Source organism: Haladaptatus sp. W1 (assembly GCF_001723155.1).
GTDB lineage: Archaea > Halobacteriota > Halobacteria > Halobacteriales > Haladaptataceae > Haladaptatus > Haladaptatus paucihalophilus.
This window is the reverse complement of record NZ_MEIH01000124.1, coordinates 1-14097: the sequence shown is the minus strand read 5'-3', so window position 1 is coordinate 14097 and position 14097 is coordinate 1. Positions and strand designations below refer to the sequence as shown.

General features: G+C 65.1%; 14 protein-coding genes and 1 pseudogene. 6 read left to right on the top strand and 9 right to left on the bottom strand.

The annotated features are described in order from the left end of the window. From BG842_RS06805 to BG842_RS06795, 3 genes are all read right to left on the bottom strand, one after another. Positions 1–219: LLM class flavin-dependent oxidoreductase (locus BG842_RS06805; RefSeq protein ID WP_139136051.1), on the bottom strand; the 219-nt coding region annotated here is incomplete at its 3' end. Then, positions 206–967 (bottom strand): coenzyme F420-0:L-glutamate ligase, encoded by a 762-nt coding sequence (locus tag BG842_RS06800; protein ID WP_069450190.1) that lies wholly within the window; start codon positions 965–967, stop codon positions 206–208. The genes BG842_RS06805 and BG842_RS06800, both read right to left, overlap by 14 nt. Positions 968–1020: 53 nt before the next feature. Continuing rightward, entirely contained in the window at positions 1021–1548 is a 528-nt protein-coding gene (locus BG842_RS06795; RefSeq protein WP_007979750.1) for a metallophosphoesterase family protein, read from the bottom strand. Positions 1549–1632: 84 nt separating this feature from the next. On the opposite strand from BG842_RS06795, the gene BG842_RS31185 reads away from it, so the two are divergent. From BG842_RS31185 to BG842_RS06780, 4 genes and pseudogenes are all read left to right on the top strand, one after another. Further along, complete coding sequence (locus BG842_RS31185) at positions 1633–2319, top strand: PQQ-like beta-propeller repeat protein (RefSeq protein WP_254662956.1); 687 nt, start codon at positions 1633–1635, stop codon at positions 2317–2319. Further along, entirely contained in the window at positions 2316–2762 is a 447-nt protein-coding gene (locus BG842_RS31180; RefSeq protein WP_254662955.1) for a hypothetical protein, read from the top strand. Before BG842_RS31185 ends, BG842_RS31180 begins: the two co-directional genes overlap by 4 nt. A 69-nt stretch (positions 2763–2831) precedes the next feature. Beyond that, a pseudogene (locus BG842_RS06785) lies at positions 2832–4079 on the top strand (NUDIX domain-containing protein). Between the two features lie 2 nt (positions 4080–4081). Next, a complete protein-coding gene (locus BG842_RS06780) occupies positions 4082–4294 on the top strand; it encodes a hypothetical protein (RefSeq protein ID WP_069450189.1) in 213 nt (70 codons plus the stop codon). A gap of 183 nt (positions 4295–4477) precedes the next feature. Here BG842_RS06780 and BG842_RS06775 read toward each other — a convergent pair whose 3' ends face one another. Continuing rightward, complete coding sequence (locus BG842_RS06775; protein WP_069450188.1) at positions 4478–5050, bottom strand: hypothetical protein; 573 nt, start codon at positions 5048–5050, stop codon at positions 4478–4480. A gap of 113 nt (positions 5051–5163) precedes the next feature. Here BG842_RS06775 and ddh point away from each other — a divergent pair, with 113 nt between their 5' ends. Next, entirely contained in the window at positions 5164–6102 is a 939-nt protein-coding gene (gene ddh / locus BG842_RS06770; protein WP_069450187.1) for a D-2-hydroxyacid dehydrogenase, read from the top strand. Between the two features lie 222 nt (positions 6103–6324). Next, a complete protein-coding gene (locus BG842_RS06765; protein WP_069450186.1) occupies positions 6325–7716 on the top strand; it encodes an FAD-binding oxidoreductase in 1392 nt (463 codons plus the stop codon). Between the two features lie 33 nt (positions 7717–7749). Here BG842_RS06765 and BG842_RS06760 read toward each other — a convergent pair whose 3' ends face one another. From BG842_RS06760 to BG842_RS06740, 5 genes are all read right to left on the bottom strand, one after another. Continuing rightward, positions 7750–8982 (bottom strand): M20 family metallopeptidase, encoded by a 1233-nt coding sequence (locus tag BG842_RS06760; protein WP_069450185.1) that lies wholly within the window; start codon positions 8980–8982, stop codon positions 7750–7752. Then, positions 8975–10534 carry an APC family permease gene (locus BG842_RS06755; RefSeq protein WP_254662954.1) on the bottom strand — a complete coding sequence of 520 codons (1560 nt, stop codon included), beginning with the start codon at positions 10532–10534 and terminating at the stop codon, positions 8975–8977. Before BG842_RS06755 ends, BG842_RS06760 begins: the two co-directional genes overlap by 8 nt. Positions 10535–11205: 671 nt before the next feature. Next, positions 11206–12399, bottom strand: a complete 1194-nt coding sequence (locus BG842_RS06750) for a redox-regulated ATPase YchF (protein ID WP_069450183.1) — start codon at positions 12397–12399, stop codon at positions 11206–11208. Between the two features lie 100 nt (positions 12400–12499). Further along, complete coding sequence (locus tag BG842_RS06745; protein WP_069450182.1) at positions 12500–13555, bottom strand: dipeptide epimerase; 1056 nt, start codon at positions 13553–13555, stop codon at positions 12500–12502. Next, positions 13555–14097, bottom strand: a 543-nt coding sequence (locus tag BG842_RS06740) for an NAD-dependent epimerase/dehydratase family protein (protein ID WP_139136050.1), incomplete at its 5' end; no start/stop codon positions are given. The genes BG842_RS06740 and BG842_RS06745, both read right to left, overlap by 1 nt.

Here is a 14097-nt window from a genome sequence, read left to right as displayed (position 1 = left end):
GGCGAGCGTCACCGGGTGGCTCTCGTAGGGGTTGACGACACCCGGCCCGAGGCGGATGTCCTCGGTGGCGTCGGCGACCCGCGAGAGGACGGTGAACGGGTCGCGGTTATTGTAGTGGCTGCTGGCGAACAGCGTGTCGAAGCCCTCGTCCTCGGCCGTCTTCCCGTGTTCGACCAACTCGGAAATCGGCTCCTCGGGCGTGAGTTCAATCCCGCGCAAACTCCCACCCCCGGAGCGCCTGCCGGACGAAATCCCCCTCGACCGACCGAAACAGGTTGTCGCTTCCCCCGTGGTCGCCGAACTCCCAATCGCGGACGACGACGACGGGCAGACCGTCGTCGCCCTCGCCGCTCACGAGGTTCGCCGCGGAGGCGAGTTCGTCCACGACGGATTCGACGGTCACTTCGAGTTCGTGGCCGTCCCTGTCGCGCTCGCCCCGCCAGTCGCGACTCGCGGGGGTTCCGTCCCAGCCGATAGCGACCCCGCGCTGTCCGTGGCGAAACGGGCGGCCACAGGTGTCGGTGACGACGACGGGCACGTCCAGCGAGAGTCTCGCCCGAATTCTGGCGGCGCTCTCGCTCGGTCGCTTCGGGAGCAAGAGCAGGTCCGCGTCCCCCGTGTTCGACCGGTCGATACCCGCGTTGACCCCGATATGGCCGAACCGCGTCGCTGTCAGTAGGAAGGGTGCTTCCATGACGAGTTCCGTGCTCTCTTCGAGGACGGCCTGTGCGAACCGCGGGTCTTTCTCCTCCCCCGAGATTTCCGACAGGCGTCCCGCGATTTCCTCCGCTCGCGGACTCGCCGGGAATTCGTCGAGCGTTGCGGTCCGCCCCTCGGCTTTCGAGACGATAGTACTCGCGACCAACAGCACGTCGCCGGGTTCGAGGTCAACTCGTTCCTCGACGAGCGCCGCGATGTCGTCGCCGGGTTCGACCTCGGGAATCCCGGATACCGCGAAGACGTTCATGGCTGGGCGTTGGTGCGCGCCGATAAAAACCCGCCCGGAAGGTGCAAAACGGGTCAGCTTTCGTGTTTCTGGACATCCATCTCGCCGTCCTCGACGGTTACGACGAACATCGTCGCCATCTCCGCCGGGGCCGCCCCCGTCGCGCTCCCCGGATTCAACAGGCGGACGCCATCGACCGTCTCGTCCATCGGTCGGTGCGTGTGCCCCCCGACGCCGACGACGGACGCGTCCGTCGCTCGCTTCGCCGAGGTTTCTTCCTCGACCGTCTCGCGGACGATTCGAGCGACCCGTTCCCTGTATCCGCGTTTCGGTCCCGTTCCGTGCGTAACGACGAAGGTGACGCCGCCGACTTCGAGGGTCGCCACGTCGGGCAAGCGAAGCGACTTCGGGTCGGTGTTTCCGCCGACGGCGGTGTAGTTGCCGTCCGTCAGTTCGTGAACCGACGCCAGCGCGTCCGCCGAATCGAAATCCCCGGCGTGAATCGTGTGGTCCGCACGCATGATTCGGGTTCGAACCCAATCGGGGATTCGGTTCGCGCGCGACGGGATGTGCGTGTCGCTGATGACGGCGACCCGGAGCATGGTCGCCGTTTCGTCGCCCGAGTAGAAAAACGTTTGAGCGCGATGCGTCGGAACGTTTTAGTCTTCGCTGATGGTTTTCAGACTATGGTCGGTCGTTCGTCTCGACGCGGCTTTCTGCGTATTTCCGGCCTCGGCCTGTCGATACTCGGCAGCGGCTGTAGCGCCCTCCAAGCGCAGTCGCCCCGTCGAGACCCGCGCTGGTCGGTCGAATTCGACGGGACCCCGGCACGAGCGACGACTCTCTCCGACGGCGGCCTCGTCATCGCAACGACGTTCACGCCCGACGGCGAACTCGGTCACCTTCGATTCTCCGGCGAGTACCAACGACTCGCCGAACTGATACAGGTCAAGACGCCCCCGGTCGTTTACGACCACCGCGCGCTCGTCGAATCCGAGGGCATCGTCCGCACCGTCGCGCTCGACGGCAGTTCCCAAACGCGGCTTCGAACCGGGTACTTGGCGCTCGGCCACTACGCTCCGGTCGTTTCGCGGTCGTCCATGTTCGGCGTCGGCTACAGCGACGAGTTCGGCAAATACGTCGTCTTCGCGCTCGATTTGACCGCCGAACGGATTCGCTGGCTCCGCCCGTTCGGCACCGTTCGGGCGTCCGTCACCGCCGACGGCGAGCGTGTTTTCGCCGCGTCCCCGTCCGGGGTCGTCCGCGCCTACCGCGTGGACGACGGGGCGACGCTCTGGCGGTGCGAGGTCGGGAAGGGGCGCGGTTGGCACACCGCGGGGATTCAGTTCTCGTCGCTACTCGGGGCGGGATGACTGCCCTCGACGCCACGGATGGCTCGATACGCTGGCAGACCGAGAGCAGTTGGATCGCGTCCGTGGACACCGTGCCCGCGGTGGCCGACTCGACCGTCTACGCCGTGTTGTCGCTCTACTCGAATCATCACCGAACCGTATTCGAGACTGAGACGTACCTCATCGCCTTTCACCTCGATACCGGCGCGGAGCGCTGGCGAACGCGCGTCAGCTACGGGACGCCCCTCACCGTGACCGAGGACGGCATCGTCGCCGAGACCGTGGAGAAAGTCGAGACGGACCGCGGGAACCGAGAATTTCGAAAGAACCTCTCCGTCTTCGCTACCGGTGGCAAACGGTTGACGAAGTACGACCTGCCCGACAGGGCGACGATGCGTCCCGTCCTCCTCGACGACGCGGTTATCGCCGGATACGGGAAGACCGTCGCCGCGTACGACCGCTGAATCGGCGGCGTATTCGACGTCGCTCCTCTCGCCCGAGGGTTCAACTGCCACTGGCCCGTCTCCCTTCCCATGGACGAAACCCACGTCGTCACCTGTTTTCTGCGCAACCGCGGTGCGGTGTTGCTCCTCCGGAGAAGCGAGGACGTCGGGTCCTATTCGGGACAGTGGGGCGGGGTCGCCGGACACGCGGAGGGCGACCCGGACGCGCTCGCACGCGAGGAAATCGAGGAGGAAACCGGACTGCTCTCCGCCTGCACGTTCGTCCGCGCCGGGGCACCTTCGACGTGGCCGACGACTCGCTCGACAAGCGCTGGGTCGTTCACCCGTACCTGTTCGACTGTGCGAGTCGGGACGCGACCACGGACTGGGAGACGACCGAGACGGCGTGGGTTCCCCGACCGAAATCCTCCGGCGCGAGACGGTGCCGGACCTCTGGACCTCCTACGACCGCATCGCGCCGACGGTTCAGTCCGTCGCCGAGGACGCCGACCACGGGTCCGCGTATATCTCCGTCCGGGCGCTCGACGTCCTCCGCGACCGGGCCGGAGTGCGCGCGGTCCGCGGCGGCGACTGGGACGAACTGACCCGACTCGCGGCGGACCTCATCGACGCTCGACCGAGCATGGCCGCGCTGGCGAACCGCGTGCACCGCGTCATGGCTGACGCGAGCGGCCGACGAACCCCGAGGCGGTCGAACGCGCCGCAATCGAGGGAATCGAACGCGCCTATCGCGTGGACGAGGCGGCGACGAGCAACGTCCGCGAACGAATCGCGGACGAAGTCGTCCTCACGCTTTCCCGCTCCGGGACGGTGCTGGACGCGCTTCGCGCCGCCGACCGCGCGTTCGTCGCCGAATCCCGTCCCGCCCGTGAGGGCGTCGGCGTCGCGGAATCGCTGGCCGAGGAAACTGACGTGACGCTCCACACCGACGCCGCGATAGGGCACGTGCTGGCGACGGAGGGCGTCGAGCGCGTCGTCGTCGGAGCCGATTCCGTCCTCCCGAACGGCGACGTGGTGAACAAGACCGGCACCCGCGGGGCGGCGCTCGCGGCGGCCCACGAGGACGTGCCGGTGTTCGTCGTCACCGCCACCGACAAGGTTCGAACCGAGGACGACCCCGTGCTGGAAGACGGCCCGTCAGACGCGGTGTACGACGGCGACGCGGACCTCTCGGTCCTGAACCCCACGTTCGACGTGACGCCCGCGGCGTTCGTCTCGGGCTACGTCACGGAGCGCGGCGTCCTCCGTCAGACTGACATCGAAGAGGTGGCTTCGGAATTGCAAGAACTATCACGGTGGATGAAAGATACTCCGTGACGATGGATTGGTCCAAATCCTCACTCTCCGAGTCGAAGGGCTTTCTCGCCCGAAAAATCGACCGCATCCTCGCGCTGGTCGCCGTCGGGACCCTCGCGTTCGTGCTCTACCTCGTCGCCAACGCGAATTCGCTCCGAGGGAGGCTGTTCAACGTGGCGCTCGCAGGGTACGTCGTCGTCTTCTATTTCGCATACTGGCGGACGGTTTCGGACTGACGAACCGCGGTATTTCGAATCCGTGAACGGCGGCGGTCGGCCGTCCCAACGCGCAAGAGTCAAACCACTCTGGCGGGTACTCCCGCTCGGGCGGCGGTGACGAAAGTTACCCCCTCCGAGCCCCTTGTGACGAGGATTTCTCCCGAGCCGCCCCTTTCGATACGCCCCGAGAGGAATCTCTTCCTACACGCTTTCGAGCACCGCGACGGCTACCGCGCCAGCGGTGAGCGTCGTCCGCGGAATCGCTCCGGGGCGTTCGATACGCACGTCGTAGGCGGTCCGCGGCGAGAGCCGTCCAGAAATCGTCCCGACGTGTTCGCCGTTCGGTGCCGTGACGGTGAACGTGCGTGGGAACGGCGAGAACACGTCCACGACGGTGTTCAGCGCGCCAGCGATGCCCCGGCGGGAGGACAACTCGGCGATGCGTTCCCCGTCCGGTCGGTCGATGGTCCAGTGGTGGCGGCGAAAGTCCAACTCCCGCGAGAGGACGAGTTCGGGTTCGTCCGTCTCCGATTTCACGAGCGTGTACTCCCCCTCGATGTCGAAGGTCTGGCCAGAATCGACGCGGAAGACGGCGTTTCCCTCGGAGTCCTGAAACGGAAACGTGGCCCGGCCCTCCGCGACCTTGCGTTCGGTGGTGAGCAGCGTGTTCCCGTCCGGGTCGGTCACCCGGAACTCCTCGCGGAGGAGGTGTTTCTTGACAGTACATTCGCGTCCCTCGAATGACCACCCGCCGACGTCGCCGCGTCCCGTCATTGCGGCCGTCTTCGAAACGAACCGACAGTAAACTACCGATGCCGCGTGGCGGTTGGGCGGTATCGCCTTCCCCCTTCCGAAGATTCATTCCGACGCCGTTGGTACCCTTCCGCATGCAGATTTCCCACCTCGGAATCCACGAGTCGGTCGAAGCCGTCTTCCCGCCCGAGCAGTTGCGCGAGGAACTCTCCGCGCTCGACCCGACGGTCGCGGTGGTCGGTGACGGTGACCGCGATGCGCTCGCCGACTGCGATGCGCTCGTCACGTTCGCCTATCGAGAGTCCTTCCTCGACGCCGACCTCGAATGGATACACTCGATTCAGGCGGGGTACGACCGCTTCCCGCTCTCCGAGCTCGAAGAAGCGGGTATCATCCTGACGAACAGCACGGGGATTCACGGCACCAGCGTCGGCGAAACCGTGTTGGGAACCATGCTCGAAATCGCCCGTCGTCTCCACGCTTTCGCTCGTCAGCAAGCCGCCCACGAGTGGAACCGCCCGGACTGGGACGAGCCGTTCACGCTCCAGCACGAGCCGATATGCGTGGTCGGCCTCGGAACCCTCGGGCAGGGAATCGCCAAGCGCGCAGACGCCATCGGTATGCACGTTACGGGCGTTCGCCGGTCCGCCGAGTCGGTACCGCACGTTCGGACGGTGTACGCGAACGACGACCTCCACGAAGCAATCTCGGACGCTCGGTTCGTCGCGCTGGCGACCCCCCTCACCGACGAGACGGAGGGGCTGATGGGCGAAGCGGAGTTCGACGCCATGCGGGACGACGCCTACTTCGTCAACGTGGCTCGCGGGGATTGTGCCGACCAAGACGCCTTGGTCGCGGCGTTGCAGGGCGGCGACATCGCGGGTGCCGCCCTCGACGTGTTCGAGGAGGAACCGCTCCCCGAGGACTCGCCGCTGTGGGACATGGACGACGTTATCGTCACGCCCCACGCCGCCGCGGCGGAGGTCGATTACTACCGCCACATCGCGGAACTCGTTCGGGAGAACACGCTGCACATCGACGCCGACGAGGAACTCACCAATCGAGTCGTGTAGGCGGGCCGTCTCCGGTTGGGATTCCCGGTGATTCGCCGACCGAGCCATGCGACGTTTCTCGAAGTTCGTTCGAATGCGATGTGGATTCCGTGGATATAGCCGCCATCGTTTGACAGTTGGTAACATCTAACGTTGTGGGTGGAGTAGGAGAACTAGCGCTCGCTGTGATGGTGATTCGGACACGAACGGCGTCTGAATGGGCGCGACAGAGGGGGGAACACAATGGCAACGACAGCGAAAGACGCTGATGAAACGACCATCGAACGATTTCGGGAGGGCCTTCGAGGGACGGTGATTCGGCCGGACGACCCGGAGTTCGACGACGCGCGCACGATTTACAACGCGATGATAGACAAACGTCCCGGACTCATCGTTCGGTGTGCCAACGTCGGGGACGTAATCGCGGCCGTGAAGTTTGCTCGCGAACAGGACTTCGACGTCGCCATCCGAAGCGGGGGGCACAGCGGTCCAGGTCTGGGACTGGTGGACGACGGACTGGTCATCGACCTGTCGGGCATGACGGGCATCCACGTGGACCCGGACGCGAACACCGTGCGAGTCGAACCCGGGTGCACGTGGGGTGACGTGGATTCCGCGACCCACGCGTTCGGCCTCGCAACTGTGAGCGGGGTCATCTCGACGACCGGGGTTAGCGGCCTGACCCTCGGCGGTGGACACGGCTATCTGACCCGGAAATACGGCCTGACCATCGACAACCTGCTGAGCGCGGATGTGGTACTCGCGGATGGACGCTTGGTTCGCGCGAGCGAGGACGAGAACGAAGACCTGTTCTGGGCGCTTCGGGGCGGCGGCGGCAACTTCGGCGTGGTCGTCTCGTTCGAATACGAGTTGCACCCGGTAGACACGGTGGTCGGGGGGCCGCTGTTCTGGCCGATATCGGAACTCGAAACGACGATGCGCTGGTACCGCGAGTGGCTCCCGCAGGCCCCGGAGGACGTGTACGCGTTCTATCTGATCGCCGAGGTGCCGGGCGAACCATTCCCGGAAGAACTCCACGGTCAGAACGTGTGCGGACTGATGTGGTGCTGTCTGGGGTCGGAAACCGAAACCGATGCGGCGCTCCAGTCGGCCCGCGACGCCGCCGAACCGTTATTCGAGCACGTCGAGTCGATGCCCTATCCGGCGGTCCAAGGCATGTTCGACGGCCTCTACCCGCCGGGCGACCAGTGGTACTGGAAGGGGGATTACGTGCGCGAGTTGACCGACGACGCCATCGCCGTCCACGAGCGTTTCAGCGAGGTGCCGACCCCGAAATCGACGATGCACCTCTATCCCATCGACGGGGCGGTCCACGACGTCTCACCGGACGAGACCGCGTGGAGCGTTCGCGACGCTACGTGGTCGATGGTTATCGTGGGCGTTGATGCCGACCCGGCAAACGACAAGAAAATCACCAAGTGGGCCCGCGACTACTGGCATGCGCTCCACCCGCACACGGTCGGTGGCTCGTACATCAACTTCATGATGGAGGAAGGCAAGAATCGGATACAGGCCAGCTACGGCGACAACTACGAACGGTTGCGTGGGGTCAAGGCGAAATACGACCCCGACAACTTCTTCCACGTGAACCAGAACATCGAACCGGCGAACTGAGAGCAGGGAAACCGTTTCCCTCGCGGTACGTTTCTACTCCGACCCGACGAATCGCATCGCGCCCTCCGCCACGATTCGCGCCGTCTCGACCACTTCGTCGGTGTAGACGAACTCGCCCGCGCCGTGGATGTTCTCGCCGTCCGGCCCGACGATGACGGTCGGGAGGTCCGCGCGGTCGCCGAGGTAGTTGAAATCGCCGACGCTGGCGAAGTAGCCGAACTCCGGTTCGACGCCCGCCACGGATTCCGTCGCGCCGACGAGCGACGTCACGAGGTCGTGGTCCTCCGGCGTGACGTAGGGTCCGTACTTGATGCCGGGGTCCGGCGACTCGCGGAAGCCGATTTCCACCTCGCTCTCGATGTCGAGGGCCGCGACGGCCTCCTCTGCCTGTTCGCGCACGATTTCCTCCGTTTCGCCGAGGACGACGTGGCGGTCCACCATGAGCTGGGCGCGTTCGGGAACCGAGAGAGTTTGGCTGCCGCCCTCCAGTAGAAGGGGACAGACCGACCCGTCGCCGAGTTTCGGGTGGCTTCCCACGTCGAGATTGGAGAGCGCGTCGGCGACCTTCCCGGCGTCCACGACGGCGTTGGTTCCCTTGTGCGGTTGCGAGCCGTGGGCCGCGTGGCCTTTCACTTCGATGTCGTAGAGGAAGCGCCCGCGAGCGCCGAGGAGGAGCGCGGGATTGTCGATGTCCTCCTCTTGTGCGAGAATCGGGCCGGGTTCCGTCACGATGGCGGCGTCGTAGTCGTCGGTGTAGCCGTCGCGGATGAGGCGGTCGGTGCCGAGTCCGTACGGCCCCTCCTCGTCCACCACGGCGGAGAGAACGACGTCGCCCGCGAGGTCAACGTCCGACTCCGCCAGCGCTTCGAAGGCGACCATGACCGCGGCGAGGCCGCCCTTCATGTCGCAGGCTCCCTGTCCGTACAGTTTGCCGTCTTCGATGCGCCCCGAGCAGGGGTCTTCCTCCCAATCCTCGACCAACAGCACGGTGTCCATGTGCGCGTTGAGCAGGAGCGTGGGGGCGTCCGGGTCGCTTCCTTCCAGTCGGGCGAGCACGTTATCGCCCTCGTACTCCGTGATTTTCGGCTCGCTGACGTGGTGGTACTCGGGGTCGAGGTCGCGCGAATCCAGCCAGTCGTACACGAACTCGCTCAGTTCGTGCTCTTCGAAGTACGGCGAGGGAATTTGCACCATCTCCTGCAGGAGGGAAATGGTCTCGTCCGGGTCGATCCGCGCGAGTTCAGCGGATTCAGCGGGTTCAGTCATCCGAGGTCACATCCCCGATGGTCGGGTCGTGGTCGTCGCTCGCCACGCCCGGGAGTGTGTCGAGAATCGCGCCGACGTCGGTTCCGCGCTGGTTTCCGAGTCGCCAGTAGACGGCGAAGATGCCGACCCCCACGACCATCCACGGGAGGTAGATGCGGAGCGTGGGCGCGGCCTCGAACGCGGTCCAGTACGCGTTCACCACCGTCGCGCGGAACGCGCTCACGAGCGGAACGGTTCCGGCCAACGGCGCGGCGAAGAAGTCGCCGAACGCACCGGGAAGTCCGGTGATGAAGTCGCCGAGCGCGGCGGGAAGTCCGCCGAAGTTCGCGGCCTTGGTCAGCAACCCGACCGCACCGAGGGTCGCCACGACGCCCGTGACGGGGGTGAGCCAGCCGTAGTCGAAGCCCGCTTGCTCCACGAGGTCGGAACGCGACGCCCGGACGTACAGCAGGGTCAGCGAGACGGTGGCGTACGCGATGAGGTAGCTGAACGTGGCGATGACGATGGCCTCGTTGAGGCCGTCGCTCCAGAACGTCAGCGCGGCGGCGACGACGTACAGCGTGGCGAGCGAGTAGTGCGGCGTGCCGAACCGCTGGCTCACCGCGGAGAACTGCTTCGGGAACACCTCGTCCCACGACCACGAGTAGGGCATCTTGATGCCCGCGGCCATCACCGCGTGGACGCTGGAGGCGGTTGCGAGCAGGCCGCCGAACGCGACGACTGCAGTGGCGCTCCCGCCGAGGAACGATTCGGCGGCCGTCGCAAGCGGCCGCTCGGAGTTCGCCAGCACGGTGTAGTCGCCGACGACGCCGTAGATGACGGCGGCCGTCCAGACGTACAGGACGACGAGGATCAGCGTCCCGCCGACCATCGCCAGCGGGAGGTTCTTGGACGGGTTCTTCACTTCAGCGCCCATCTGCCCCGCGACTGCGATGCCGATGTAGGCGTAGAACAGCGGGACGGCGGCCCCGATGAACCCGTCCATTCCGCCGGTGAAGAACGGCTGGTAGTTGTCCGGGTTCACGTGGAACGACCCCGGGATGACGAGGACGAGGATGGCCAGCATCAGCACCGCCATGATGGCGTTCTGCGAGAGGCTGTACTCCTTCGTGCCGACGAGGTTCACGAGGAAGAGGACGGTGAGGAGCGCGAAGCCAGCGATTTTCGGGTCGATGCCGGGGTAAAACACTTGGAGGTAGCTGCCGAAGCCGAGCGCGAGCACGGCGTCGGCGGCCATGTACCCTAACCACTTCGACCACGTGACGATGAAGCCCGGAAGCCGACTGTCGAACGTCCGGGAGATGTAGGCGTACGACCCGGCGGCGGCCGGGAAGATGGTCGCCATCCAACTGTAGTTCACCGCGATGGCCATCGCCAGCAGTCCGGAGAGGACCACCACGAGGATGACGCTCGGCCCGGTCGTGGAACTCGCTGTGCCGAGGGTGACGAACAACCCGGCACCGAGCGTCCCCGCGACGACGGTGCTCATCGCCCCGAACAGGCCCATGTCCCGCGAGAGGCTATTGCTGTCTTTGCCGTGTGATGATGACATATGATGACATACACCTATGTCCCCGCTTAGTCCCCGTCCCTAGCATGTGCGGTGTTACATCTGGGAAGGGTGGTTTGCGAGCGAAAAATGGAGAGAAAAAGCAGCGACAACCGGAGATGAGTGGATACTGAAAAATCAACCACTGCGATGAAGTCCCAGAAAGTCCCCGTCCGCTCGCGACGAGGTGGAGTTGGTTGGTCTATGACTGCAAATACAGACGTCAATGAGACCGCAACCGCACAGCATCAGCCACACCCTCCCCAACCGACTCCTTCGCATTCGCTCAGTCGTCCCTCGCGTGATAGCCACGCAGGTTCGCGGCCGATAGCTGGCCGCGAACCTGTTGGCGCACGCGCCACGGCGGTTAGTCAGTAGCGCTCATTCCGGTTTCTGAATGGCGCGCGCTGACAAACCGACGCGGCCAGCTATCGGCCGCGTCGGTTCGGTGAAGCCGTGCGAGGGATGAGTATCGGAGGCCGACGGCCGAGAAACGCAACCGGTTGGGGAGGGAGTGGCTGTTGCGGTGCGGTCAGTGTGTCTGGGGGGCTTTCTGGGCCAACAATTCAGTCACTGCAATCACGGTGAACGCATAATCACGGCTAAGCAAGCGTACCGAACCACGAAATGGGGGAAGAATACAGGAGAGAAAAATCAACTAGCAGAGTCCGTCGTTACTGACTCGTGGAGACGATTTCCACGACGGAACGGTGGTCCAACTCGGAACTCGAACCGATTTGGCGCTTGCTCCGGCAGTCGATGCCGTGGAGGAACCCATCTCCGATATCAGAGTGCAGGTGGTACGCGAAGTCCTCGGCCGTCGAACCGCCGGGGAGGAGGAAGCAGTCGCGGAAGACGCCCTTCTCGCTGCCGCTGCCGTTGGCCGACCCGGGGAAGACGGCGATGAGGTCGAGTTCGTCGAACAGCGCGGCTTCGAGGGCGCGCTGGACCCCCGTCCCGTCGAACTCGTTGGTGAACTCCCGAATCTGGTCGAGGCCCTGTTCCTGTTCCTCGCTCACGTCGCCCGTGATTTCGAAGTCCGAATCCCCGGCGTCGTAGTCGATGACGCCCTGTTCGGCGGCGTTCTTGAGCGCCTTCTCGGCGTGGGCGCTGGCGGGGATGACGGTCAGGTGTTCGTACTCGGGGTCCGAGGTGATCTCCTCGTAGTTCGCCTGCGCCGCGGGGGTGTCCATCTTGTTCGCCGCGATGACCATCGGCTTGGTGCGCTTGCGAATCTCGCGGGCGAGTTCCTGGCGGTCTTCGTCCTCCCACGTCTCGGGGTCGAGGTCGAGACCGAGCGAGAGGATGACCTGCTTTATCTCGTCCTTGTTCGTCTTGAACGCCGACATCTGTTCCGCGAGGTCCTCCTCGATGTGTTTCTCCTCCCCGGCGTAGCCCGAACGGAAGCGCTCGATGCCCTTCTCCAGGATTTCGAGGTACCACATGTCGAGTTCGTTTTCGAGGAAGTCGATGTCGTCGCGGGGGTCGTGGCCCTCGGTGGGTTCGCCCTCGATGTCGGTCTTGCCGGAGAAGTCCACGACGTGGACCAACACGTCGGCCTCGTTCAGGTCCGTGAGGAACTGGTTGCCGAGGCCCTTGCCCTCGTGTGCGCCCGGGATGAGTCCGGCCACGTCAACGAGTTTCGTCGGGACGTAGCGCGTGCCCTCCTCGCAGAAGCCAACGCTGGGCGTGCAGGATTCGTCGAATTCGGGGGCGGCGCACTCGACGCGGGCGTAGGCTTCGCCGATAGACGGGTCGATTGTCGTGAAGGGGTAGGACCCCTCCGGCACGTCGTTCATCGTCGCGGCGTTGAAGAAGGTCGATTTTCCCACGGAGGGTTTCCCGACCAAGCCGATTTTGTAACTCATTAGGCCGGAGTGGGTGATTGGTGGCTAAAGGGGTTTTCAAACGGTGACACGTCTGTCGAATGATACCGAGTCACTCGGGGTCACGCGGTGGACTGCCGAGTTACTCGATTCCGTTCGGGACGACGCCGTGTCCCACCCCCGAAATATCGATTGTCGGTCCTCCGTCCGACGGAATCACGTCCTCCGAAATGAGGAGGTTGCCGTCCAAATCGACGTGCGAGAACGTCCCGATTCCGGAGACGAGGTGGGCGCTGGCGTGGATTCCGATGGCGCTTTCGAGCATGCATCCGACCATCAGTTCGACGTTCGCGGCTTCGGCTATCGAGGCGATGTCCCGCGCGGCGAGGAGTCCCGACTTGCCGAGTTTCACGTTTATCACGTCCGCCGCGTCCTCGCGGACGATTCGAATCGCGTCCTCCGGCGTGAACACCGCCTCGTCCGCCGCAATCGGGACCGATACGGCGTTCCGTGTCCGCGCGAGTCCAGTTACGTCCGCTGCAGGGGTCGGCTGTTCGACCAGTGCGAGGTCGATGCCCCGCGATTCGAGTTCGTCCACGAACGCGACGGTTTCCTTCGGTGTCCACCCCTGATTCGCGTCCACCGTCAGTTCCGCGTCGGGTGCGCCCTCGTGCACCGCGGCGACGCGGGCGACGTCCGCCGCGACGCTCGTCCCCGTCTTCACCTTCAACTGATCGAACCCGCGGTCCGCCGCCCGCGCCGCACCGTCCCGCGCGTCTTCCGGTGGCATGATGCCGAGGGTAAAGTCGGTCGTCACGGAGGTAGGTCCGCCGCCGAACAGTTCCGAGAGGGCCATCCCCCGTTCGCGGCAGTAGGCGTCGAGAATCGCGGTTTCGACCGCGAACAATGCTGACACCATGCCTGGAAACGTCTCCCGGACTTCGGTAACGAGGCTTCGATAGTCGGCGAGGGATTTCTCTTCGAGCAACGTCGTCGCGGCGCGAGCGGTTGCGAGCGCCGCCTCCTGTGTCTCACCCGTCACCGGCGTCAGGGGTGAGCCTTCGCCGTAACCGGTCACGTCCTCGGTTTCGACCGTCACCAGCACGTTGCTCGCCCGATGTTTCGTGCCGAGCGAGATTTCGAACGGCTCGCGGAGCGGCAGGTCGAGCGGTTCGACCGACACCCGTTCGATTCGCATTACAGCGCCTCGCGGACCGACGCGAGGAGGTCATCCGCGCCGCCCTCGTCGTAGACGTTCGCCGCAGGGACGGAGTAGTCGATTTCGGCGGGGTCGGCCCACGTCGAAACGGCGGGGACCGTCGCGTCCGAGAGTTGTTCCACGAGGTGTCGTTCCGCTTCAACGCCCGCGACCGGCCACTGATCGAAGTGGGTCCGTCTGTCGCGGTTGGGGTCATCGACCAGCACGACCGCATCGGGCCACGCGCCGTGCAGGAGTCCGAGCGTGACGCTCGAATAGGCGCGGTGGGTGAGCGAGGCTTGGCCCTCCACGAAAACGATATCGTGCTCCTCGGCGACGGCCGACACGAGGTCTTCGACCACGCCAGCGGTGAAGTCCGCCGGAACGCGGTCGATGACGACGCCGCGATGTGCGCCGACCATGATTCCCGTCTGGCCGGTCGCGATCCATCCGGCGTTCAGTCCGGCGCGCTTGGCGGCCCGATAGAGTTCGAACGTCGTCGTCCGCTTGCCGACCGCACAGTCCGTCCCGGCGGTCAGCAC

Coding starts and splice junctions, on each gene's coding strand:
- BG842_RS06755 (WP_254662954.1), bottom strand. CDS start 10,534: ATGTCATCATCACACGGCAAAGACAGCAATAGCCTCTCGCGGGACATG.
- BG842_RS31180 (WP_254662955.1), top strand. CDS start 2,316: ATGACTGCCCTCGACGCCACGGATGGCTCGATACGCTGGCAGACCGAG.
- BG842_RS06745 (WP_069450182.1), bottom strand. CDS start 13,555: ATGCGAATCGAACGGGTGTCGGTCGAACCGCTCGACCTGCCGCTCCGC.
- BG842_RS06775 (WP_069450188.1), bottom strand. CDS start 5,050: ATGACGGGACGCGGCGACGTCGGCGGGTGGTCATTCGAGGGACGCGAA.
- BG842_RS06750 (WP_069450183.1), bottom strand. CDS start 12,399: ATGAGTTACAAAATCGGCTTGGTCGGGAAACCCTCCGTGGGAAAATCG.
- BG842_RS06780 (WP_069450189.1), top strand. CDS start 4,082: ATGGATTGGTCCAAATCCTCACTCTCCGAGTCGAAGGGCTTTCTCGCC.
- BG842_RS06800 (WP_069450190.1), bottom strand. CDS start 967: ATGAACGTCTTCGCGGTATCCGGGATTCCCGAGGTCGAACCCGGCGAC.
- BG842_RS06765 (WP_069450186.1), top strand. CDS start 6,325: ATGGCAACGACAGCGAAAGACGCTGATGAAACGACCATCGAACGATTT.
- BG842_RS06795 (WP_007979750.1), bottom strand. CDS start 1,548: ATGCTCCGGGTCGCCGTCATCAGCGACACGCACATCCCGTCGCGCGCG.
- BG842_RS31185 (WP_254662956.1), top strand. CDS start 1,633: ATGGTCGGTCGTTCGTCTCGACGCGGCTTTCTGCGTATTTCCGGCCTC.
- BG842_RS06760 (WP_069450185.1), bottom strand. CDS start 8,982: ATGACTGAACCCGCTGAATCCGCTGAACTCGCGCGGATCGACCCGGAC.
- ddh (WP_069450187.1), top strand. CDS start 5,164: ATGCAGATTTCCCACCTCGGAATCCACGAGTCGGTCGAAGCCGTCTTC.